Here is a 21,894-nt window from a genome sequence, read left to right as displayed (position 1 = left end):
TCGACAGTTTGAAGCGATTTCGCGGACAGTCAGGGTGGGCAGGGCAGGCAGGTCCCGTTCAGACTGCCGACAGGGGCCGCCGCCGGGCCTGGAGCGCCTGCGCCCGAACGGCGCCGGGCCGGGGCCGCCCCCGGGCCCGAGCAGCGCCGGGCCGGGAGCGCCTGAGCCCGAGGCCGCCCCCGGGCCCGAACAGCGCCGGGCCGAGGCCGCCCCCGGGCCCGGGCCCGGGCCCGGGCGGCGCCTAGATCGAGTAGCGCTCGTCCTCGTGGTCGCCGGGGTGGTCGTTGACCAGGCCGGCGGCGAGGGTGTTGCCGTCCTGCGGGTCGATCACCAGGAACGCCCCGGTGCGGCGGTGGTGCAGGTAGTTCTCCAGCGGCAGCGGCGCGGCCAGCCGCAGCTGGGCATGTCCAATGTCGTTGAGCTCCAGCGTGGACGTCGGCTCGAGCTGGAAGGTGGTGAGGTCAAGCTTTCCCGTCACGTTCCGGACCAGGGCCTGGACCGTGCGGGTGCCGTGCTTGACCAGCACCTTGGCCCCCTCACGGAGCGGTTTCGGCGAGAGCCAGCACACCGCGGCGTAGAGGTCGGCCGAGGCTTCCCGGATCGTCCCGGCGGCCGCGATCGTGTCGCCGCGCGCGACGTCGAATTCGTCCGCCAGGCGCAGCGCCACGGACTGCGGGGCCACGGCCTCGGTGAGCGAGCGTCCGGCGAAGTCGATGCCGGTCACCGTGGTGGTGCGCGGCGCCTGGCCCGGGGTGAGGACGCTGACCTTGTCCCCCAGTTTCACCGAGCCTTCGGTGATCTGGCCGGCGTACGCGCGGTAGTCGCGGTAGGCGGCAACGTCGAGTCCGCCGGCGACGGCGTCGGGAGCCAGCGCGCCCTGCGGCCGGATGACCAGCTGCACCGGGAACCGGAAGCTCTCCAGGTGGCTTTCGAGTTCGTCGGCGGCCGGCAGCGTCTCGAGGACCTCGAGCAGCGCTGGGCCCTCGTACCAGGGCGTGCGGTCCGAGCGGTCCACGACGTTGTCGCCGTCGAGCGCGGAGACCGGAACCACCAGCAGGTCCGCAATCCCATCGGCACCGAGCCCGAGCTCCCGGCCAACCTTCTGCACGTCGGCCTCGATTTCGCGGAACACGGCCTCGCTGAAATCCACCAGGTCGATCTTGTTCACGGCGACAATCACGTGCGCCACCCGCAGCAGCTGCAGCACGGAAAGGTGCCGGCGGGTCTGCTCGAGCACACCCTTGCGGGCGTCGATGAGCACGACGACGGCGTCCGCGGTGGACGCGCCGGTCACCGTGTTCTTGGTGTACTGCACGTGCCCGGGGCAGTCCGCGAGGATGAAGCTGCGGCGGTCCGTGGCGAAGTAGCGGTAGGCGACGTCGATGGTGATGCCCTGTTCCCGCTCGGCGCGCAGGCCGTCGGTGAGCAGCGCGAGGTCAATCCGCTGTTTCCCGTCGGGGTCTGTGGCCCCGGACCCGCCGAAGCCGCGGTCCGCCGAGGTGCGGGCGACGGCGTCGAGCTGGTCGGCGAGGATCGCCTTGGAGTCGTGCAGCAGCCGGCCCACCAGGGTGGACTTGCCGTCGTCGACCGAGCCGGCGGTCGCGAAACGGAACAGGGAAGCGTGCGCCAGGGGGGCCTCGTCGAGCAGGGCAGCCGCGCGGGCGGTGTCGATGTCAGTGCTCATTAGAAATAGCCATCCTTCTTGCGGTCTTCCATGGCGGCCTCGGAGATGCGGTCGTCCGCCCGGGTGGCGCCACGTTCGGTGATGGTGGAGGCGGCAACTTCGATCACGACGTCGCGCACGGTGGCGGCGGCGGATTCGACGGCGCCGGTGCAGGACATGTCGCCGACGGTCCGGTAGCGGACGGTCTTCGTGATGACCTGCTCGGTGTCGCGGGGCTGGGAGACGTCGCCGACCGCGCGCCACATGCCGTCGCGGGCGAAGACCTCGCGGTCGTGGGCGTAGTAGAGCCCGGGCAGGTCGATGTTTTCGCGTTCGATGTAGCGCCAGACGTCGAGCTCGGTCCAGTTGCTGATCGGGAACGCGCGGACGTGCTGGCCCACGGTGTGCCTGCCGTTGTAGAGGTTCCACAGCTCGGGCCGCTGGTTGCGCGGATCCCACTGGCCGAACTCGTCGCGCAGGCTCAGGATCCGCTCCTTGGCGCGGGCCTTGTCCTCGTCCCGGCGGCCGCCGCCGAAGACGGCGTCGAACTTGTTGCGCTGGATCGCGTCCAGCAGCGGAACGGTCTGCAGCGGGTTGCGGGTGCCGTCGGCGCGCTCGGCCAGCTCGCCGGAGTCGATGAACTCCTGCACGCTGCCGACGACGAGCCTCAGTCCCAGCCGCTCCACGGTCCGGTCGCGGAACTCGAGAACCTCGGGGAAGTTGTGCCCGGTGTCCACATGCAGCACCGGGAACGGCACCTTGCCCGGCCAGAACGCCTTGGTCGCCAGGTGCAGCATCACCACGGAATCCTTGCCGCCGGAGAACAGCAGAGCGGGCTTCTCGAACTCGGCGACGACCTCGCGGATGATGTGGATCGCCTCGGACTCGAGAGTGTCCAAAGACGAAAGGCGACCCGACCGCAGAGCCCGAGCAGCAGATGCCGCCCCGGGAGTGGCATCGGGCCTGTCGGAGCCGCGCGCATCGTCCGAAGGACGGATGCCGCGCGGCGCAGGGGCGGGGGCGGCATCTGCTGCGGAGGCGTAGCCAGCCGTCGTCGTGGTGCTCAAGTTGCTCATACGTGTAGCCCGCATTCTGTCTTGTCGGTTCCTGCCCAGCGTCCGGCGCGGGGGTCGTCGCCCGGCGCCACCTTGCGGGTGCAGGGCTGGCAGCCAATTGACGGGTAGCCCTGGGCAAGCAGCGGGTTGACCGGCAGGAGGAAGTCGATCGAGTACTGGACCAGCTGGTCGAAGCTCCAGGCCGCGACCGGGTTGACCTTGACCAGGCCGTTGGTCTCATCCCAGGTGACCAGCGGGGTGTTGGTGCGGGTCGGGGCCTCGTCGCGGCGGACGCCGGTGAACCAGAGTTCGTAGCCGGCGAGCGTGCGGCGCAGCGGGGCGACCTTGCGCAGCGCGCAGCACTGCGCGGGGTCGCGGGCGAAGAGGTCCTTGCCGAGCAGCCGGTCCTGCTGCTCCACGGTGTTCTCCGGCAGCACGTTGACGACGTTCACGTGCAGGTTCGCGGCGACCTCGTTGCGGGTGGTGTGGGTTTCGGGGAAGTGGTAGCCGGTCTCCAGGAAGAGCACGTCGACGCCGGGAAGCTGGTCCGCGACCAGCGCCGGAAGGACGGCGTCGGCCATGGAGCAGGCGACGGCGACGGCGGGCAGCTCGAAGTTGCGCACCACCCAGGCGATCACGTCGCGGGCCGGGGCATCCCAGCCCAGCTCGGCGGCGCCCGCTTCGGCGATGACCTTGAGCTGGTCATGCGTGCGGAGCTCTCCAGTCCGGGTCACTGCAGGTCCCCCTCTTCGGCGGCGAAGGCCCATTCGGCGAAGGTCTGGCCCTCGGTGTGGTCGGCCACGAACTTCCGGACCACGCGTTCGACGTAGTCGGGCAGGTCGTCGGCCGTGACTTTGAGGCCGCGGACGGTGCGTCCGAGGCCCGCTTCCTCGCGGCTGTTCGAAGCCAGCCCGCCGCCGAGGTGGACCTGGAAACCCGGGGTGGGGTCGCCGTCGGGCGTGGGAAGCATCATGCCCTTGAGGCCGATGTCCGCGGTCTGGATCCGGGCGCAGGAGTTGGGGCAGCCGTTGATGTGCAGCGAGAGCGCCTGCGGGAGCTGCCCGGACTCGACCAGGTCCGCGAGGCGGCGTTCGAGTTCGGCGACGGCGGTGGCGGCCGTGAGCTTGGTTTCGACGATCGCGAGCTTGCAGTATTCGATGCCGGTGCAGGCGATGGTGCCGCGGCGGAACACGGACGGGCGGGCGGAGAGGCCCAGGGCGTCCAGTTCCGCGACCAGCGGTTCCACCTGGTCCCTGGGCACGTCGAGGACGACGAGCTTCTGGTGCGGGGTGGTGCGCAGCCGCTGCGAGCCGCGGGCTTCCAGGGTGTCGGCGAGCTTCACGAGCTGGCTGCCGGAGAGCCGGCCGGCCAGCGGGGTGGCGCCGATGAAGAACTTGCCGTCCTTCTGCTCGTGCACGCCGATGTGGTCACCCGGGGTGGAGGGCTTGGGCGCGGCCGGGCCGTCGTCGAGTTTGTAGCCGAGGTATTCGTCCTCGAGGACCTGGCGGAACTTCACCGGGCCCCAGTCGGCCAGCAGGAACTTCAGCCGGGCCTTGGTGCGCATCCGCCGGTAGCCGTAGTCGCGGAAGATGCTGGTGACGCCGAGCCAGACGTCGGCGGCCTGGTCGGGGCGGACGAAGGCGCCGAGGCGCTTGCCGAGCATCGGGTTGGTGGAGAGCGCGCCGCCGACCCAGAGGTCGTAGCCGATGCCGAGTTCGGGGTGGACCAGGCCCACCAGGGCGACGTCGTTGATCTCGTGCACCACGTCCTGGCTGGGGTGGCCGGTGATGGCGGTCTTGAATTTGCGCGGCAGGTTGGCCAGTTCCGGGTCGCCGATAAAGCGTTCGGCGAGCTCGTGGATCAGCGGGGTGGGATCGATGATCTCGTCCTTGGCGATGCCGGCGACCGGGGAACCGAGGATGACGCGGGGAACGTCGCCGCAGGCTTCCGTGGTGGACAGGTCCACCGACTCGAGGCGGCGCCAGATGTCCGGCACGTCCTCGACGCGGATCCAGTGCAGCTGGATGTTCTGCCGGTCGGTGAGGTCGGCCGAGTCGCGGCCAAAGTCGACCGAGATCTGGCCGATGACGCGCAGCTGCTCGGTGCTGAGGGCGCCGCCGTCGATCCGGACGCGGAGCATAAAGTACTTGTCCTCGAGCTCGTGCGGTTCCAGCGTGGCGGTCTTGCCGCCGTCGATCCCGGGCTTGCGCTGGGTGTACAGACCCCACCAGCGGAAGCGGCCGTGCAGATCAGTGCCGTCGATCGAGTCGAAGCCGTGCTTGGCGTAGACGGACTCGATACGCTCGCGGACGTTGAGTCCGTTGTCCTCCTGCTTCCAGGTTTCGTTGGCGTTCAGCGGCGCGGTGCCGTCCACTTTCCACTGCCCGTGCGGCTTTGCGGCGGGGCGGTTGGTGGGGCGTTTGGTACGGCCTGGGGCAGCCTGGTCCGCAGACGCTCCGGCTAGAGCTGTATCAGTCATGGATCGACTTTAGGGCGGGCCGTAATGCCGTCACAAAGGTCCGGCAACGCGGGGTCACCTAGGGCAACAAATCGTCACGAAGCGTCGGCGAGCCTTGAAGTGGCGCGGTTCCTGTGCATGGTTGGGGCAGTCAGGGCGGGGTCCGGGGCCGGCGTTCGACGTCGGTCGGCGGCTTGGCTCAGGCGCCGGCGGCGAGGGCGGCGTCGTAGCGTTCCAGTGCGATTTCGGCGAGCACCGGCGACGGCAGCAGCGCCGCGGTGACGAGGTCCGCGCCGGCCTTGCCCAGCTGGTCGTGGAAGAAGCCCGGCGCCAGCAGGTAGGCGGCGATGACCACGCGGCCGCCCAGGTCCACCGCCCCGGCCGACGCCCCCGCACCCGCGCCGCCGGCGGCTTCCTCGCGGAGCATGGCCACGGACTCCGGCACCGACGGCTTCGCGGACGCACCGTATGCGGCCACGATCCGGTTGGAGCGCAGGGCGCGGAGCTGGCCGACGAGTTCCTCGACATTCTGCGCGGCGGTGGGGTCGGAGGAACCGGCAGCGGCGAGGATGACGGCGTCGTTGTCGGTCACGCCAGCCTCCCGGAGCCGCTGATCCAGCAGCGCCGCGAGCCGCGGATCGGGCCCCAGCGGAGCGGCGGCCCAGGTGTCCGGCCGGCTCCTGACGGCCCGAGCGATGTCCACCTTCACGTGGTACCCGACGCTGAGCAGCAGCGGCACGACGACGGCGGCCTCCCCCGCCGGCAGGCCCGCCACCACGGCCGGCAGCTCGGGTTCCTGGACGTCGACGTAGGCCTCGCGGACGTCGAGGCCCGGCCGCAGCGCCGCGATCCCGTCGCGGAGGGCGTTGACTTCGGCGGCGCCCGCGGCGCTGGAGGTGCCGTGGGCGCAGGCGATCAGGATGGGGCTATTCATAGCCGTTAGCGTAACCTTGGAGCCGCCCCATCCGCCCCTCAAGAGACTCGACCGGGACCCTCCATGACATTTTCCTTCAGCGTTGTCCTGGTCTGGCTGGACCTGGCGGGCGTCTTCTTCTTCGCGGTCTCCGGGTCCCTGCTCGCGGCCCGGAAGCAGTTCGACATCATCGGCTCCCTGCTGCTGGCCTCGGTGGTGAGCCTGGGCGGCGGCATCGTCCGCGACATCATCATCAACTCCGGCCCGCCCGCGGCCTTCACCAACCCGGCCTATCTCGTACCGCCGCTGCTCGCCGCGGTGCTGGTGTACTTCCTGTACTCCAGCGTCGAGCGCAACACCTCGCTGCTGGTCCTGTTCGACGCCGGCGGCCTGGCCCTCTTCTGCATCACCGGAACGCTCAAGGCGCTGGACGCGGGGATGAACCCGGTCGCTGCGGCGCTCCTTGGGGTCGCGACGGCGGTGGGCGGAGGCCTGCTGCGCGACATCACCGCCAATGAGGTGCCTCAGCTGTTCGATCCGAAGGACCTCTACGCGCTGCCGGCCTTTGCGGGGGCAGTCCTGACCGTCAGCCTGTCCCTCACCGGCTTGTTCAACGCGGTGACCGCAGCCGCCGTAGCCGCCCTCGTTTTCGCCTTCCGGATCACGGCCTGGCGGCGGCACTGGCACGTACCGCTGGCGGTCCGCGGCTGGCACCGTCTCGGCCTGGGCTCTGCGGATGACGCGGCAGGAGTTAGCTAGGATGAGTTCCATGACTGACATGTTCCTCGAGAAGTTCCGCGCGCTTGTTCCGAAGTATCTCGAAGACGAATGGCAGGAAGAGGATGGCCTCCCGGCGGAGGAGCTGGATGCGGCCCTCGCCGAGCACCAGTTCCAGGTCCCGCTGGTACTGCGGGAGTTCTACCTCGCGGTCGGCGGCTGCGAGGACATCATGGAGGCGTACCACTACTTCTGGGACCCCGAAGAGCTCGAAGTTGATGACGAAGGCTTCCTGATGTTCCTCGAGGACGAGGAAGAGCAGTTCACCTGGGGATTCCGGGTCGGCGACCTCAGCGTCCCGGACCCGATCGTGTACCGCCGCAACAACGCCCGCGGCCAGTGGAAGAGCGAAGAGGGAACCTTCTCCGAGTTCGTCTTCGACATGTTCGAGTGGGCCTTCAACGAGGACGACGAGGACTAACGGCCCGCCCGGGCCACCGGCGGGCACCCCGGCGCCGTTGCTCCAGCATCCTCTGGACCTGGCCATCGGCCATGCCCCTCGCGCCTGGCCATCGGCGGTCCGGGGGCACTTTGACACGGACACGCCGGCTTCCAGGCCGGTATTCCCTGTTTACGGGACCAATGTAGCCCCGGACGGCCGCCGCAGCCTGCACTCACGGCCGGAAGTTACCCCGGCGCCGATGCTCCAGCATCCTCTGGACCTCAGCCCCGCCCCTCGCACCTGGCCCTCGGCGGTCCGGGGGCACTTTGACACGGACACCCAGGCTCCCAGGCCGGGGTTCCCTGTTTTCGGGATCAATGTGGCCCCGGACGGCCGCCGCAGCCTGCACTCACCGCCGGAAGGCACCCCGGCGCCCCTGCTCCAGCACCGTCAGGACCTCAGCCACGCCCCGGCACACCCGGCCATCGGCGGTCCGGGGGCACTTCGACACGGACACGCCGGCTCCCAGGCCGGAATTCCCTGTTTACGGGACCAATGTAGCCCCGGACGGCCGCCGCTGCCTGCAATCACGGCCGGAAGGAACCCCGGCGCCGCTGCTCCAGCACATCGAGGACCTGTGCGAGCATCTGCCCGGGTTGGTGGACGACCAGGGCGTAACCGAATCTAAGGACCAGGTAGCCTCCGACCTGGCTCGCGTTGTTCCGGCCCCGGTCCTTCTTCACCTGCAGTGGTTGCAGATGAGATTCGCCATCGGTCTCCACAATGAGGCAGTCCTCGATGAGGAAGTCCACCTCCCCCACACCGGGGATCTGGACATGCCTGCGCACCTGCAGACCTGCCCGGAGGAAAACAGTGTTGGCGAGAACTTCGAGCAACGAATCGGCTCGGGGAATGACCAGGTCCAGCACAGATCTGGCGCGGGCGTTGCGGTTGCCGCCGAGTTTGCCCCGGAGGAATGCCAGTCTGATGTCACCGCGGCCCACAGCACACTGGACCATGACAAGGGCCTCCCGTTCCGGCAGGCAGCGCAGCGCGTGGATCAGGACGTCGGCGAGTCCTGCCAGAGGTAGCCATGGGTGACGCGGATGCCGACAGCGGCCATGTGGAACGGAACCGGGCGGCGTGCCCCGGTGCCCGACGCAGAGGTGCAGCTGCGACGCCGGAACCAGAGTCCACAAGCCGTAGCCCGGTGCTGCGGAGATGCAGGTCAAGAGCCCTCCGGCCTCGCGGGCAGCCCTCACCGCGGAGCCTTCCCGGGGCAGTGCATAGTGTCCGCGGCGGATCCTCACGATGGTTCCGTCCGCTACGGCCAGGCCAATCCGGTAACGGTTGAAACCGGCCCGCCCGAGGTCGGCCGTGCTGGCCGGTCCGCCCCGCGAACCCAGGAAAGTGGCGATGTTCATTCTGCCAATGTGGCCTCCCTGCGGACGGTAGGGTCCACCCGGGCTGTGCCATGTGGACAACTCCTGCAGCGGCCGAGGGGCACTTCAACACGGACACGCCGCAACCCGGTCAGGGATCCCCCATCTGAGGCCGCTAAGTGCCCCCGCACGGCCAAACGAACCCGCGACAAGACCTGTGACAACTGATTTACACAGAGGCTAGACAGCATGACACTTCTGTCATAGGCTCGTTCATGGGTCCACTAAATGCCTCCGGTGGACCTGATGCGAACGGAGAAATGGCCCCGGTTCGACACAACGGATGACTCGGAACGTTGTGAGGAACCGGGGCCAATCCGTTTAAGGTGAGAACCCAGCAGCGGGCAGACCAGCCCAGCCCGCCGCCCACCCAGGAAATGTCAGCTGGCGCGGTCCACCACGGCCAGCGCGAAGTTGCTCAGCGAATCCTTGACAACACCCGCGGGCAGCGGCGCGAGCGCGGCAATCGCCTCGTCGGCCCAGGCCCGGGCCACCACCCAGGATTCCGCCGTCACGGGGTGTTCCCGCAGGCCGGCGACCGCGGCGGCGAGGGCGTCGTCGGAGCTGAGGTCGCCGTCGATGAGCTTCAGGAGTTCGATGGCCGACTGGTCGCCGTCGTCGGCCCGCTTGCGCAGCAGCAGCACCGGCAGCGTCGGCACCCCTTCGCGCAGGTCGGTTCCCGGGGACTTGCCGGACTTGACCTTGACGCCGGTGACATCGATGACGTCGTCGGCGAGCTGGAAGGCCACGCCCACCTTTTCGCCGTACTCGACCAGCATCGGCTCGTAGCTTTCATCGGCACCGGAGAAGATCGCGCCGAGCTGCCCGGAGGCCGCCACCAGCGAGCCGGTCTTGTCCGAGATGACCGAGAGGTAGTGCTCCACCGGATCCTCGTCCGGACGCGGGCCCACGGTCTCGTGCAGCTGTCCCAGGCAGAGCCGCTCAAAGGTGCGGGCCTGGATGCCGAGCGCACGGGAACCCAGTTCGGAGACCAGGATGGACGCGCGGGCAAAAATCAGGTCACCGGTCAGGACGGCGACGGAGTTGCCCCAGATCTCGTGCGCCGTGGGGGCACCGCGGCGGAACGGCGCGGAGTCCATCACGTCGTCGTGGTACAGCGTCGCCAGGTGCGTCAGTTCGACGACGACGGCAGCCTGCACCACGGCGGGCCGCGAGGCGTCGCCCAGGTGCGCGCAAAGCAGTGTCAGCAGCGGCCGGATCCGCTTGCCGCCGGCTTCCACGAGGTGGCGCGACGTCGCGTCAGCCAACGGATCCGAGTTGGCGATGGCCTCGCGCAGCTTCTTCTCCACGCGGGCAAGGTTGGTGGTGATCGCAGGCCCCAGCTCGGGGTCCCCGGCGATCGCGGCAAAGCCGGCCGGCAGCTGCAATCCGGTGGCAATCGCGGTGGTGTTGAGGTCGGGCTCAGAGCTCGGCAGGCCGTGTCCGGCGTGCGTCCAGCTGTGGTCTGCAGAGTTGGTCACGGGTTAACCCTAACTTCTGTTGCGGAAACCGCGGAGTTGGTTCCGGCCTGCGGAGAGCCGCCGGTGTTGGACGTCGCCGGGACCAGCGATTCCAGCAGCCGGATCACCCGGTCCTCGAAGCCTTTGGCCGCGGGATCGGTCAGGTTGGCCAGCAGCCGCACCACGAACCGCATCAGCACAGGAATGGGCATGCCCGTCCGGAGCGCCAGTTTCATCACGGCCGGTTTGCCGATCAGGGCGGCGAAGGCCCGGCCCAGGGTGAAGTGTGACCCCCACTGGTCCCGCACGTAGTCCGCGTACCGCGCGAGGTGCGCGTCGGCGGCTCTGTCGGCTTCCGTCCCGGTCCCCCAGCCGGCCGACGCCGAGCGGGCGGCGCCGTCGATGATGAACTCGGCGGCGAACCGGGCGGACTCCATCGCGTAGGAGATGCCCTCGCCGTTGAACGGCGAGACCATGCCGCCGGCGTCGCCCAGCAGCAACAGCCCCGGCGAGTAGTGCGGGGTGCGGTTGAAGCCCATCGGCAGCGCGGCGCCGCGGATCTCGCCGACCTGGTTTTCCGGCGTGAAGCCCCAGTCCGCGGGCATCCCGGCGGTCCATTCGCGCAGCACCTGCTTGTAGTCGAGCTTGCCGAATTCCTTGGAGGAGTTCAGGATGCCCAGGCCCACGTTGGAGGTGCCGTCGCCGACGCCGAACACCCAGCCGTAGCCGGGCAACAGCTTGCCGTCGCGGCCGGGGAGTTCCAGCCAGCCTTCCATCCAGTCGTCGTCGTGCCGGGGCGAGGTGAAGTAGGTGCGGACGGCGACGCCGAGCGGCCGGTCGTCGCGCTTCTGCATCCCCAGGGACACGGCGGTTCGGCTGGAGTTTCCGTCCGCGGCGAGCACGACGTCGGCGATGAAATCGCGCGTCTCCCCCGTCTTGCGTCCGGACTCGTCGAGCAGCGCGGCGCGGACCCCGGTGACGCGGCCGGCGTCGTCGCGCAATGCCTCGGTGACGCTGTGGCGTTCCATCACGACGGCGCCCGCGGACTGGGCGTGCCGGGCGAGCTCCTCGTCGAAGCCGAGCCGGGTGCGGATCAGCCCGTACTGCGGGAAATCGGAGACCTCGGGCCAGGGAAGTTCAATGCTCCGGCCGCCGGCGAGCAGGCGCAGGCCCTTGTTGCGGCGCCAGCCGTCTACTTCGGGGTGCGGCAGGCCAAGCTTCTGGATCTCGCGGACGGCGCGCGGCGTGAGGCCGTCGCCGCAGACTTTTTCACGCGGGAAGCTGGTCTTTTCCAGCACCGTCACGTCGATGCCGGCCCGGGCGAGGTAGTAGGCGGCAGTGGATCCGGCCGGACCTGCGCCGACGATCAGTACATTCACAGCGGCAAGGGACTAACGCGCGGGCCGGGTGATGTTGCGTCGCAGCTTCGCCACCGGTCCGGTGTGGTTGGCCAGCGCCGCGGCGGATGCGGACGGACCTGCGGCAGCGCCCGGCTTGACCGCGCGGTGCACGGCGACGATGCCGCCGCTGAGGTTGCGGTAGGAGACGTCGTCCCAGCCGGCTTCCTGCAGCCAGGCCGCGAGGTGGTCCTGGTCCGGCCAGGCGCGGATGGACTCGGCGAGGTAGACGTAGGCGTCCGGGTTGGAGGAGACCTTGACGGCGATCGCGGGCAGCGCGCGCATCAGGTATTCGGTGTACATGGTGCGCCAGAGCGGCACCACGGGCTGGGAGAACTCGGCAATGACGAGCTTGCCGCCCGGCTTGGTGACCCGGAGCATCTCGGCCAGGGCCTTCTTCGGCTCGTTGACGTTGCGCAGGCCGAAGGAGATGGTGCTGGCATCAAAGGTGTTGTCCGCGAACGGCAGGCGGGTCGCGTCACCGGCGATGAAGTCGATGTCGGGGCGGCGGCGCTTGCCGACCTTGAGCATGCCCAGCGAGAAGTCGCACGCGATCACTTCGATGCCGGCGTCGGCATACGGTTCGCTGGAGGTGCCGGTCCCGGCGGCGAGGTCGAGGACCCGCTGGCCCGCCCTCACGTCCATGGCTTCGACGACGACCTTGCGCCACCGACGGGTCTGGCCCATCGACAGGACATCGTTGACGACGTCGTATTTGGGGGCGACGTCGTCAAACATCGTGGCTACTTCGTCCGGACGCTTATCCAAGGATGCTCGGTTCACCCTGACATTGTCTCAAATGATCAGCACACGCCCTAACCGGAGCCCAACACGCCCAACCGCGCCCTGAGCCGGGGCGGCGCCGGGCGTGACCGGGGGCTGAGCCGGACCCTGCCGCGCCCTGAGCAGGGCCGAAGCCGCGCGCCCGCCGGACCCTGCCGCGCCCTGAGCCGGGCCGAAACCGCGCGCCCGCCGCACCCGCCCGCGCCCTGAGCCGGGCCTCCGGCGGTCCGGGAGTAGTGTTGTCTCACTATGACGAGCACGTTCCGTACCCTGACAGTCCCCCTCGATGCCGAATTATTCCCCGGGGGGCTGCCGTCGTTTCTGGTCCGGGACGACCTGCTCTGCTGGACCCGCCGCGAAGCCGGCCTGGTCGGCTTCGGCGAGGTGGCCCGCTTCACCGCCACCGGGCCCGACCGTTTCCTCGAGGCGGACATCTGGTGGCGCCACCTCGTCCTCGAGGCCGAGATCGCGGACACCGTGGACTGCCCCGGCACCGGCCCCGTCGCGTTCGGCTCCTTCGCCTTCTCCAAAGCCTCCGCGCACGAGTCGCGGCTGATCGTGCCCGAAATCGTCGTGGGACTGCGGGACGGCAAGGGCTGGCTCACCCAGTTGACGTTCGACGACGGCGACCTCACCGAAGCGGGCGCCCGCGCCGCCCTGGACCGCTGGCTCGGGACCCCCGGCGCAGGGCGCGGAGCGGACCCCGCAGTGGACCCGGCCCCTGGCGACCGGGCAGGCGCTGCGCCTGGCGCCCGGGCCGGAGCCGCCGTCGTGCTCCCGCTGACTCTGGCCGCCGGCGCGACACTGCACACCGGTTCGCTGAGCGAGGACGACTGGAAGGCCGCCGTGGCCGCGGGGGTGGCCGAGATCCGCACCGGCGCGCTCGAGAAACTGGTGCTGGCCCGCGACATCGTCGCCACCGTCCCGGCCGGCGTGAACGCCGCCGAGATCCTGCGCCAGCTCGCCGTCCGCTACCGCGAGTGCTGGACCTACGGCGTCGACGGCCTGGTCGGCGCCACCCCGGAGATGCTGATCCAGGTGGAGGGCCGCACCGCGCAGGCCCGGGTCCTGGCGGGCACCCTGGACCGCCGCGACGCCGACGGCATGGCCGGCTCGCCGCTGGAATTCGCCGAACGCGTGCTGGCCGGCTCCGAGAAGCAGCGGCACGAACACGACATCGCGATCCAGTCGCTGACCACCCAACTGGCCCCCTTCTCCGAAGCGATGAACGCGCACAGCGAACCCTTCATCCTGGAGCTGCCCAACGTCTGGCACCTCGCCTCTGACGTGAAGGCGGAACTGGCCGAGGTGGAGGGACATGTCCCCACGAGCCTGGCCCTGATCAACGCCCTGCACCCGACGGCGGCCGTCTGCGGCACGCCCACGACGGTGGCCGGCGCGCTGATCCGCAAGCTGGAGCACCTGGACCGCGGCCCCTACGCCGGACCGGTCGGCTGGCTCGACGCGGCCGGCAACGGCGAATGGGGCATCGCGCTGCGCGGCGCCGTCATCGAATCCCCCACCACCGTCCGGCTCTACGCGGGCTGCGGCGTCGTCGAGGGCTCCGTGCCGGAAGCCGAACTCGCGGAAACCTGGGCGAAGTTCCGCCCGATGCTGGAGTCGCTGGGCATCAGCAGCTGAGCCGCCGCTAAGTCACGGTCACTCCGGGCTCCGGCTCCGGTGGTTCCGGGCTCCGGGTGATTCCGGGCTGTGGGTGATTCCGGGCTGTGGGTGATTCCGGGCTTCGAATCCGGGATTTCAGACACTTGGACGTGGGGAACTCTTGTATTTAACCTCGAAATAGTTATCCAATAGTGAAACTTAGTTTTCTGTGATGCACATCTCTTCTTCGGCGATACACTATAAACCAACTCAGTTACGCATCCCTCCTGCAACAAAAGGTAAGAAAATGCAGATCTCTCGTTCGCTCCTGGGCACCTTCCCGCTCAAGGCAGCCACCGTACTTGCCATTGGCGCCCTGTCGCTCTCCGCCTGCACCAACGCCTCCGAATCCGGAACCCCCGGCGCGGCGAAGCCGTCCGGCAGCGCTGCGGCCAGCTTCGACCCCAGCACCGTCCAGAAGGACGACGCCCTGGCGGCCATGGTGCCGGAAGCAATCAAGTCCAAGGGCACCCTGACCGTAGGCTCGGATACCTCCTACGCCCCCGCGGAATTCCTCGGTACCGACGGGCAGACCCCGGTGGGATACGACGTCGACATCGCCAAGGCGATCGGCGCCACCCTGGGCCTGAAGGTGCAGGTCCAGACGTCCGAGTTCACCGGCATCCTCCCGGCGCTTGGCCCGAAGTACGATCTCGGCATCTCCTCCTTCACGATCAACCCGGAGCGACTCGGCGCGGTCAACATGGTCAGCTACTTCAACGCCGGCACCGCCTGGGCCGTGCAGAAGGGCAACCCGAAGAAGATCTCGCTGGATGACCTCTGCGGCAAGTCCATCGGCGTGCAGACCGGTACCGTCCAGGAAGATCCGGACCTGTCGGAGCGCACCAAGAAGTGTGTTGCGGACGGCAAGCAGCCCATTAACATCGTGACGCTCAAGAACCAGACGGACATCACCACGCGGCTGGTCAACGGCAGCGTCGACGCGATGGCCGCCGATTCGCCGATCGTTGGCTACGCCATCACCCAGACCAACGGCCAGATCGAGAAAATCGGCGACGTCTACGATTCCGCACCGCAGGGGATCGCCGTCGCCAAGTCGGACATGGCCCTGGCCGAGGTCGTCCAGAAGACGGTCAGCAAGCTCATCGAGAACGGCTCGTACAAGAAGATCCTGGAAGGCTGGGGTAACGCCGACGGCGCCATCACCAAGTCCGAGGTCAACCCGGCGGTCGGATCTTGAGTCTTCCCGCAACCGGCCACACACCAGGTGCGAAGATGGACAGTCAGCAGGAAGCACCCGAAGCTCCGGTAGTGCTGAACGATCCGGTTCCCGTCCGGCATCCGGGCCGTTGGATCAGCGCCATCATCATCCTCGGCGTGCTCACCCTGTTCCTGCAGAGCCTGGTCACCAACCCCAACTTCCGCTGGGACATTGTGGGGACCTACATCCTTGACACCAAGGTGGTGCAGGGCGTCGGCTGGACGCTGTTACTGACCGCGGCCGCCATGGTCTTGGCGATTGTCCTTGCGATCCTCCTGGCGTTTATGCGCCAGTCGGAGAACCCGGTGTTCCGCTGGTCCAGCTGGGCCTGGGTCTGGTTCTTCCGCGGCACTCCGGTGTACACGCAGCTGGTCTTTTGGGGCCTGATCTCCGTCCTGTATCCCAAGATGACCGCCGGCATCCCGTTCGGACCCGAGTGGTTCGCTGTGGACACGAGCACCGTCATCACAACCACAGCGGCGGCCATCCTGGGCCTGGGCCTGAACGAGTCAGCCTATCTTGCGGAAATTTTCCGGGCCGGCCTCAAGTCGGTGGACCGCGGCCAGGAGGAAGCCGCCGAAGCCCTGGGTATGGGCAAGACCAAGATCATGTGGCGGATCATCCTGCCGCAGGCCATGCGGGTGATCGTGCCGCCTACCGGCAACGAAACCATCGGCATGCTGAAAACCACCTCGCTGGTCCTGGCCGTGCCGTTCACCCTGGACCTGACGTTTGCCACGAACACCCTGGCCAACCGGACCTATCTGCCGGTACCGCTGCTGATCGTGGCGGCCATCTGGTACCTCGTGATCACCAGCCTGCTCATGGTGGGCCAGCACTACATCGAGGCCTACTACGGCAAGGGCGTGGATAACCTTGCCCCGGCCGCGATCAACCCGGCGGCAGCCAAGGCCGCCGGAGCCGGCGCGCCAGGCGGCGGTGCCGGGCCGGCACTGACGAAGAACTTTCCCGTGGAGGAAGCAAAATGACGATCACCGCTGAGAATCCGCTGGTGCGAATCGAGGGGCTCCACAAGTTCTACGGCCAGCACCACGTGCTGCGCGGCATCGACCTGGAGGTGAACCGGGGCGAGGTGTCCGTGGTCATCGGCCCGTCCGGTTCCGGCAAGTCCACCATGCTGCGGTGCGTGAACCTGCTCGAGTCCATCAGCGCGGGCCGCATCTCCGTGGGCGGGAAGCTGATCGGCTACCGCGAAGTCCACGGCCGGCTCCATGACCTCAAAACCAAGCAAATCGCCGCCCAGCGCCGCGAGATTGGCATGGTGTTCCAGCGCTTCAACCTGTTCCCGCACAAGACAGCCCTCTACAACATCATGGAGGCACCGGTCCAGGTCAAGGGCCAGTCGCGGGATGCTGCCCGGAAGAGGGCCATGGAACTGCTGGACCGCGTGGGACTCTCGGACCACGCCGGCCATTACCCGTCGCAGCTTTCCGGCGGGCAACAGCAGCGGGTGGCAATCGCCCGAGCCCTCGCGATGGATCCAGAGCTCATGCTCTTCGACGAACCCACCTCCGCGCTGGACCCCGAACTGGTGGGCGATGTCCTGAACGTCATGAAGGACCTCGCCAAGTCAGGCATGACCATGATCGTGGTGACCCACGAGATCGGCTTTGCCCGCGAAGTGGGCGACCGTCTGACCTTCATGGACGGCGGCGTCGTGGTGGAATCCGGCGATCCGTTGAAGGTCCTGGCCAACCCGCAGCATCCCCGCACCCAGGAGTTCCTCAGCCGGGTGCTGTAGTTCCGGTCACCTGCGCCGGTTTCCTGCGCCGGGTTGCCTGCGCCGGTTTCGGACAGCCGCTACCCGCGCCGGTTTCCTGCGCCGGTTTCGGACAGCCGCTACGTGGATCCACGTGGCGGCTGTCCGTTTCCGTAGCGGACTCCCGGCGGCCGCCGCGGGACCCGTTTCTCATCGAGGAAAGCCGCAAATCTCTCCGGGCTCGCGAGCTCGGACCAGGTCCACCGGATGACCCGGCGCCCGGTGGCCCGAATCCGGTCCTCGCGAGCCTTCTCTTCAATTACGACATCGGCGGGCGTCCGCCCCTTCAAGTAGACCGCGGCCCGGTATTTCGCCAGACCATCGAATTCGCCGGACAGGCCATCCTCGGGCCACTCAAAGTCCGTGAAGCCGACGAGTCCCCGGGCATCCCGGACCTCGTGCTGGAGCACGGGCGCCTTGAACCCCAGCCGGTGCATCATCGCCCGGCTCACCGACTCTCCCGGAGAGCCCGACGCCGGGTCGCTGAACTCAAGGGCGGCGGCGATCCTGCGCGCTGCGGCGGCCGTGTAGATGCCCGCGATGCCAGCCTCGAGCAACGCAAGGTGCAGCGCCGGCGGCCCATTCCGTGCGGGCCGCCGTACGTGGTCGACGGCTGCCACGGCCTGCTCAAAAGATCCGAAGGCGGCCAGGTCCAGCACCGTCCGCGGCCGGGCCGTGACCAGCAGGCCCTGGCGTTCCTCGACCTGGAGGGACTGGGGATCGACGAAGTGCCGCCGCACCCCCGCCCTGGAACGTCCCCCGCCGGCGTCGGACGTACAGGCGTGAACAGGATGCATCGTTCCGAGCACTGGGATGGCCGAAAGCGCAGCAGCCGACTGGCGGCAGAAGACGGTCCGGCTGCGCAGGGTGGATGCCGCGGCATGGATCATGAGCGGGTACCGCTCCCAGGGCTGCAGTGCATCCCACGCCTCGGCCCGGACATATACACCCTGGCGGAGGCGTCTGAGTTCCCCCGATTCGGCTTGCCGCGCAAGCGCACGCGAATCCTGACCAAGGCGCGCCAGGTCGCTGCTGAGAATCAGGGCAGGCAGGTCCATGCATCGATACTGGCCCGCATCCCAGCGCCGCACCACCAGCCGGGGCCCGGATGTGGAAAACACCGGTCGAGCATCCGCGGCGGTTTCAGACAGGCGCGAAAGCCCGCGGAGTATTCGCTGCGCTTTCAGACGGGCGCGCCGCGGATCCGCGCCGCCCCCGTCCGGAACCGCAGCGCAAACGCACCGGCCCCTGCCCCGGGCCCCGCCGGCTCCAAGGTGCCGCCAGCTGCCGGGTGCCGCCGCTCCGCAAGGTGCCGCCAGCTGCCCGCGGCAGCCGCACCCGGCGGCAGCCCCGGCTCCTACAGCTTCTTCAGGAGCCGTTCGACGCGCGGTTTGACCTCGGTGGCGAGCAGGGTGAGGGAGTCGAGGAAGTGCTCCTGGGGCAGGCCGCCGATATCCATCTGGAGGAAGTGCCGCATATGCCCCATGTGGCCGTGCAGGTCCACGATGCGGTGGGCGATTTCGTCCGGGTCCCCCACGTAGTAGGCGCCGGGGAAGTCCGCTTGGGCGAGGAACTGGCGCTGGTCCGGTGCCGGCCAGCCGCGGAGTTTGCCCATTTCGAGGTTCAGGTTGTACCAGCCGGGGTAGAACCGTTCCAGCGCTTCCTTCTTCGTGGGTGCGATGAGTCCAAGGGCCGCCACGGAGACCTTGATGTTCCCTCCGGAGTGGCCTGCCTCTTCGGCGGAGGCCCGGTAGAGGTCGGCCAGCGGGCCGAACCTGGCGGGGGCCCCGCCGATGATGCCGTAGGAGATCGGCAGTCCGAGCTTTCCGGCGCGGACCGAAGACGGGGCACTGCCGCCCGTGGCCAGCCACAGGGGCAGCGCCCCGTTGACCGGCCGGGGCACGACGGCCAGGTCGTGGAGCTCGGGCCGGACGGTCCCTGACCAGGTGACGGTCTCGGTTTTGCTGTTGTTGATGCGCATCAGCAGGTCGAGCTTTTCCGCGTAGAGCCGGTCATAGTCGCCCAGGTCGTAGCCGAAGAGCGGAAAGGTCTCCACAGAGGATCCGCGGCCGGCAGTGATTTCCACCCGACCGCCGCCGGAGACGGCGTCGGCGGTGGCGAACTGCTGGAATACGCGGACCGGGTCGTCGGTGCTGATGATGCTCGCGCCGCTGCCGAGCTTGATCTGCTTCGTTGCGCCGGCCGCTGCGGCGATCACCGTTCCCGGGGAGGACGCGGGCATTTCCAGGGTGTGGTGTTCGCCGACGCCGAAGTAGTCGAGCCCGGCCTGGTCCGCATGGACGATCGCGTCGAAGAGGTTGCGGATCGCCTCCGCGGTGGGCCGGAGGCTTCCGTCGGGGTGTCGCGGGGTGTCGCCGAAGCTGTAGGCGCCGAGTTCCATGATGTTCTCCTGTGTGCAGGGTCTGAGTGGGCGGATGCCGGAGCCGTCATTACGCCGAAGTGAGATGTTCTAAGCGGGAGGACAGCCGGGTGGGCAGCAGCTGCTCGTCCGTGTTCCGGGATGCGAATTTATATGCGTATGCATCTAGTCTTGCACTTGGAGTTGAAATGTCAACCATCGTGCGCTGCCTCACACCCGACCGGGACGCCGCTGCTGGAGGTCCGAGTGACAGGATGAAGGGAATGCAACATCCGGAGCGGGGCACGCCGAGCACAGATACGGCCGAAGGGCCCCGGGCACCAACCCAGGAGGAACGCATGGAGATTGAGGATGTAGATCTGCTCGTCGTCGGCGGCGGAAAGGCCGGCAAGACCCTGGCGATGGACCTAGCCCGATCCGGCCGCAAAGTCGCGATGGTGGAACGCTCGATGATCGGCGGGACGTGCATCAACGTGGCGTGCATCCCCACCAAGACCCTCATCAACAGCGGCCGGGTCCTGAAAACCGTCCGCCGGGCCGCCGAATTTGGTATTTCCGGAGCCGAGGACCCGCGGATCGACCTCAAGCTCCTGCGCCACCGCAAGGAAGACGTCGTGGAGACCATGGTCGGGGGCCAGTTGTCATCCTTCACCGGGTCGGGCATGGACTTCATCCTCGGCGAGGCGAAGTTCGTCGCTCCCCGGACTGTGGAGGTAATGATGAACGACGGCGGCGTGCGCACGCTCCGCGGCGCCGACGTCGTGCTGAATCTGGGCACGGAGCCGCTGCTGCCGCCGATCGACGGCCTGGCGGAGTCCCAGGTGCAGACCAGCAACACCCTGCTGGAGCTGGAGTCCCTGCCGGCGAGCACCATCATCCTCGGCGGCGGGTACGTCGGCTGCGAGTTCGCGGACCTGCTCAACACCATCGGCGTCGACGTCACCGTCGTCCAGGGCGGCGGGCGGCTGCTCGCCCGGGAGGACGCGGACGTTGCCGCCGCCGTCGAACAGAACTTCACCGACGCCGGCATCACCGTGCGGCTGGGCGCCCGGGCCCAAAAGATCGCCCGCGCCGCAGACGGCACCATCAGACTCACGCTCTCCTCCGGTGAGACGCTGACCGCCGATGACATCCTGGTGGCGGTGGGCCGCACCCCCATGACCGACGGCGTAAACCTGGAAGGTGCCGGCGTGGAACGGAACGACCGCGGCTTCATCACGGTCGACGAATACCTCCACACCAGCGCCGACGGCGTGTGGGCGGCCGGCGACGCCGCCGGGTCGCCCCAGTTCACGCATGCCTCTTACGACGACTACCGGGTCCTGAAGACCAACCTGGCGGTGAGGAACGGCGACAGCGGCGGCCACGGCGAGCCGCGCAGCACCGCCGGCCGGCTGATTCCCTACAGCGTCTTCACTACCCCGGAGCTCGGCCGGGTCGGCCTGAGCGAGCAGCAGGCCCGGGACGCCGGCCACAACGTCCGCGTCGCGAAAATGCCGGTGACGGCCATCCCCCGCGCACGGACCGTTGGACATCTGGACGGCTTCTGGAAGGCAGTCGTCGACCGGGACACCAACAAGATCCTGGGGGCGGCTCTGCTCGGCACCGAAGCCAGCGAAACCATCGCGGTCCTCCAGATGGCGATGCTCGCCGGGCTGGAATACACCGCCGTCCGCGACGCCATCCTCACCCACCCGACCATGGCCGAGGGCCTGACGCTGCTGTTCACACCGGCCTACCTCGAGGACTGAGCGGCGCCCGGGTGATCGCCCCGGCACCGCACGCCCCACCAAAGGTTGACAATTCAACCAATCGCCTGCAAACTTATATGCATATGCATAAACATTCCACCTCGCTACCGCCGAACCAGGAGAACAAACCCATGACGATCGAACTCACCCCCGGCACCTGGACCCTCGACCAGGCCCACACCGAAGTAGGCTTCTCGGTCCGGCACGCCGGCATCAGCAAGGTCCGCGGCCAGTTCACCGAGGCCTACGCCACCCTGGTGGTCGGCGACGCAGTGGAGACCTCCTCGGTCCAGGCAACCGTGCAGACCGCCTCGTTTGATTCGAACGACGACAACCGCGATGCGCACGTCAAGGGCCCGGACTTCTTCAACGTCGAGCAGTACCCGCACATGACCTTCAAGGCCACCGCGGCCCAGGGCGCCCCGGAAAACTTCAAGCTCACCGGTGACCTGACCATCAAGGAAACCACCCTTCCGGTTGCCTTCGACGTCGAATTCGGCGGCGTCGCCGTGGACCCCTTCGGTGCCACCCGCGCCGGATTCTCCGCCACCGCGCAGATCTCCCGCAAGGCCTTTGGCATCACCTGGAACGCCGCCCTCGAGGCCGGCGGCGTGCTGGTCGGCGACAAGGTCACCATCACCATCGACTCAGCCTTCGTGCTTCCCGCCAGCTGATTCACGCCAACCGGACCGCGGTCCGCGGGGTCTCGGTAGAGGTCCCAAGCCTGCACAATTACCAGCCGCCGGAACCGCCGGCGCGATTTCTAGGA

19 protein-coding genes are annotated in these 21,894 nt (G+C 68.5%); 8 read left to right on the top strand and 11 right to left on the bottom strand.

Features of this window, described 5'->3' with window-relative positions; all coding sequences use genetic code 11:
* Nucleotides 1-241 precede the first annotated feature (241 nt).
* From AC50YM_RS13740 to AC50YM_RS13720, 5 genes are all read right to left on the bottom strand, one after another.
* A complete protein-coding gene (locus AC50YM_RS13740) occupies nucleotides 242-1,684 on the bottom strand; it encodes a sulfate adenylyltransferase subunit 1 (protein WP_494957510.1) in 1,443 nt (480 codons plus the stop codon).
* Nucleotides 1,684-2,739: a sulfate adenylyltransferase subunit CysD gene (gene cysD / locus AC50YM_RS13735; protein ID WP_494957509.1), complete on the bottom strand. Its 1,056-nt coding sequence runs from the start codon at nucleotides 2,737-2,739 to the stop codon at nucleotides 1,684-1,686. The genes AC50YM_RS13740 and cysD overlap by 1 nt, the downstream gene beginning before the upstream one ends.
* On the bottom strand, nucleotides 2,736-3,485 hold the full coding sequence (locus AC50YM_RS13730; RefSeq protein ID WP_494957508.1) for a phosphoadenylyl-sulfate reductase: 750 nt from the start codon (nucleotides 3,483-3,485) through the stop codon (nucleotides 2,736-2,738). The genes cysD and AC50YM_RS13730 overlap by 4 nt, the downstream gene beginning before the upstream one ends.
* The gene (locus AC50YM_RS13725) at nucleotides 3,449-5,197 is read right to left on the bottom strand and encodes a nitrite/sulfite reductase (protein ID WP_494957507.1); all 1,749 of its coding nucleotides are present in this window, start codon (nucleotides 5,195-5,197) and stop codon (nucleotides 3,449-3,451) included. The genes AC50YM_RS13730 and AC50YM_RS13725 overlap by 37 nt, the downstream gene beginning before the upstream one ends.
* A 178-nt stretch (nucleotides 5,198-5,375) precedes the next feature.
* Complete coding sequence (locus tag AC50YM_RS13720; protein WP_494957506.1) at nucleotides 5,376-6,110, bottom strand: sirohydrochlorin chelatase; 735 nt, start codon at nucleotides 6,108-6,110, stop codon at nucleotides 5,376-5,378.
* A 63-nt stretch (nucleotides 6,111-6,173) separates the two neighbouring features.
* Here AC50YM_RS13720 and AC50YM_RS13715 point away from each other — a divergent pair, with 63 nt between their 5' ends.
* Nucleotides 6,174-6,848, top strand: coding sequence for a trimeric intracellular cation channel family protein (locus AC50YM_RS13715; protein ID WP_494957505.1), 675 nt, complete (start codon nucleotides 6,174-6,176; stop codon nucleotides 6,846-6,848).
* Nucleotides 6,849-6,858: 10 nt separating this feature from the next.
* Nucleotides 6,859-7,287, top strand: coding sequence for a hypothetical protein (locus tag AC50YM_RS13710; RefSeq protein ID WP_494957539.1), 429 nt, complete (start codon nucleotides 6,859-6,861; stop codon nucleotides 7,285-7,287).
* 548 nt (nucleotides 7,288-7,835) lie between these two features.
* Here AC50YM_RS13710 and AC50YM_RS13705 read toward each other — a convergent pair.
* The 4 genes from AC50YM_RS13705 to AC50YM_RS13690 form a co-directional block, all read right to left on the bottom strand.
* A complete protein-coding gene (locus tag AC50YM_RS13705; RefSeq protein ID WP_494957504.1) occupies nucleotides 7,836-8,672 on the bottom strand; it encodes a DUF559 domain-containing protein in 837 nt (278 codons plus the stop codon).
* Nucleotides 8,673-9,070: 398 nt separating this feature from the next.
* Entirely contained in the window at nucleotides 9,071-10,171 is a 1,101-nt protein-coding gene (locus AC50YM_RS13700) for a polyprenyl synthetase family protein (protein WP_494957503.1), read from the bottom strand.
* Entirely contained in the window at nucleotides 10,168-11,529 is a 1,362-nt protein-coding gene (locus tag AC50YM_RS13695) for a geranylgeranyl reductase family protein (protein ID WP_494957502.1), read from the bottom strand. Before AC50YM_RS13695 ends, AC50YM_RS13700 begins: the two co-directional genes overlap by 4 nt.
* Before the next feature lie 12 nt (nucleotides 11,530-11,541).
* A complete protein-coding gene (locus tag AC50YM_RS13690; RefSeq protein ID WP_494957501.1) occupies nucleotides 11,542-12,330 on the bottom strand; it encodes a demethylmenaquinone methyltransferase in 789 nt (262 codons plus the stop codon).
* Between the two features lie 249 nt (nucleotides 12,331-12,579).
* Between AC50YM_RS13690 and AC50YM_RS13685 the strand changes: the two genes are divergently transcribed.
* The 4 genes from AC50YM_RS13685 (at nucleotide 12,580) to AC50YM_RS13670 (ending at nucleotide 16,976) form a co-directional block, all read left to right on the top strand.
* Entirely contained in the window at nucleotides 12,580-13,971 is a 1,392-nt protein-coding gene (locus tag AC50YM_RS13685) for an isochorismate synthase (protein WP_494957500.1), read from the top strand.
* Nucleotides 13,972-14,239: 268 nt separating this feature from the next.
* Entirely contained in the window at nucleotides 14,240-15,193 is a 954-nt protein-coding gene (locus AC50YM_RS13680) for an ABC transporter substrate-binding protein (RefSeq protein WP_494957499.1), read from the top strand.
* Nucleotides 15,194-15,228: 35 nt separating this feature from the next.
* Nucleotides 15,229-16,203 carry an amino acid ABC transporter permease gene (locus AC50YM_RS13675; protein ID WP_494957498.1) on the top strand — a complete coding sequence of 325 codons (975 nt, stop codon included), beginning with the start codon at nucleotides 15,229-15,231 and terminating at the stop codon, nucleotides 16,201-16,203.
* Nucleotides 16,200-16,976, top strand: coding sequence for an amino acid ABC transporter ATP-binding protein (locus tag AC50YM_RS13670; RefSeq protein WP_494957497.1), 777 nt, complete (start codon nucleotides 16,200-16,202; stop codon nucleotides 16,974-16,976). Before AC50YM_RS13675 ends, AC50YM_RS13670 begins: the two co-directional genes overlap by 4 nt.
* 98 nt (nucleotides 16,977-17,074) lie before the next feature.
* Here the strand turns inward: AC50YM_RS13670 and AC50YM_RS13665 are convergent, their stop codons facing one another.
* Together AC50YM_RS13665 and AC50YM_RS13660 are read right to left on the bottom strand one after the other, a co-directional pair.
* Complete coding sequence (locus AC50YM_RS13665) at nucleotides 17,075-18,052, bottom strand: hypothetical protein (protein ID WP_494957496.1); 978 nt, start codon at nucleotides 18,050-18,052, stop codon at nucleotides 17,075-17,077.
* 299 nt (nucleotides 18,053-18,351) lie between these two features.
* Nucleotides 18,352-19,395, bottom strand: coding sequence for an LLM class flavin-dependent oxidoreductase (locus AC50YM_RS13660; protein ID WP_494957495.1), 1,044 nt, complete (start codon nucleotides 19,393-19,395; stop codon nucleotides 18,352-18,354).
* A gap of 317 nt (nucleotides 19,396-19,712) precedes the next feature.
* Here AC50YM_RS13660 and AC50YM_RS13655 point away from each other — a divergent pair, with 317 nt between their 5' ends.
* On the top strand, nucleotides 19,713-21,125 hold the full coding sequence (locus AC50YM_RS13655) for a dihydrolipoyl dehydrogenase family protein (RefSeq protein WP_494957494.1): 1,413 nt from the start codon (nucleotides 19,713-19,715) through the stop codon (nucleotides 21,123-21,125).
* Nucleotides 21,126-21,256: 131 nt separating this feature from the next.
* Entirely contained in the window at nucleotides 21,257-21,799 is a 543-nt protein-coding gene (locus AC50YM_RS13650; protein ID WP_494957493.1) for a YceI family protein, read from the top strand.
* Nucleotides 21,800-21,894: the final 95 nt, after the last annotated feature.

Source organism: Pseudarthrobacter sp. RHLT1-30-1 (assembly GCF_059383415.1).
The sequence above is the reverse complement of the archived record's forward strand: the minus strand, read 5'-3'. Positions and strand labels throughout refer to the sequence as shown.

Coding starts and splice junctions, on each gene's coding strand:
- AC50YM_RS13725 (WP_494957507.1), bottom strand. CDS start 5,197: ATGACTGATACAGCTCTAGCCGGAGCGTCTGCGGACCAGGCTGCCCCA.
- AC50YM_RS13685 (WP_494957500.1), top strand. CDS start 12,580: ATGACGAGCACGTTCCGTACCCTGACAGTCCCCCTCGATGCCGAATTA.
- AC50YM_RS13665 (WP_494957496.1), bottom strand. CDS start 18,052: ATGGACCTGCCTGCCCTGATTCTCAGCAGCGACCTGGCGCGCCTTGGT.
- AC50YM_RS13650 (WP_494957493.1), top strand. CDS start 21,257: ATGACGATCGAACTCACCCCCGGCACCTGGACCCTCGACCAGGCCCAC.
- AC50YM_RS13710 (WP_494957539.1), top strand. CDS start 6,859: ATGACTGACATGTTCCTCGAGAAGTTCCGCGCGCTTGTTCCGAAGTAT.
- AC50YM_RS13680 (WP_494957499.1), top strand. CDS start 14,240: ATGCAGATCTCTCGTTCGCTCCTGGGCACCTTCCCGCTCAAGGCAGCC.
- AC50YM_RS13705 (WP_494957504.1), bottom strand. CDS start 8,672: ATGAACATCGCCACTTTCCTGGGTTCGCGGGGCGGACCGGCCAGCACG.
- AC50YM_RS13660 (WP_494957495.1), bottom strand. CDS start 19,395: ATGGAACTCGGCGCCTACAGCTTCGGCGACACCCCGCGACACCCCGAC.
- cysD (WP_494957509.1), bottom strand. CDS start 2,739: ATGAGCAACTTGAGCACCACGACGACGGCTGGCTACGCCTCCGCAGCA.
- AC50YM_RS13740 (WP_494957510.1), bottom strand. CDS start 1,684: ATGAGCACTGACATCGACACCGCCCGCGCGGCTGCCCTGCTCGACGAG.
- AC50YM_RS13720 (WP_494957506.1), bottom strand. CDS start 6,110: ATGAATAGCCCCATCCTGATCGCCTGCGCCCACGGCACCTCCAGCGCC.
- AC50YM_RS13730 (WP_494957508.1), bottom strand. CDS start 3,485: ATGGGCCTTCGCCGCCGAAGAGGGGGACCTGCAGTGACCCGGACTGGA.
- AC50YM_RS13715 (WP_494957505.1), top strand. CDS start 6,174: ATGACATTTTCCTTCAGCGTTGTCCTGGTCTGGCTGGACCTGGCGGGC.
- AC50YM_RS13655 (WP_494957494.1), top strand. CDS start 19,713: ATGGAGATTGAGGATGTAGATCTGCTCGTCGTCGGCGGCGGAAAGGCC.
- AC50YM_RS13670 (WP_494957497.1), top strand. CDS start 16,200: ATGACGATCACCGCTGAGAATCCGCTGGTGCGAATCGAGGGGCTCCAC.
- AC50YM_RS13675 (WP_494957498.1), top strand. CDS start 15,229: ATGGACAGTCAGCAGGAAGCACCCGAAGCTCCGGTAGTGCTGAACGAT.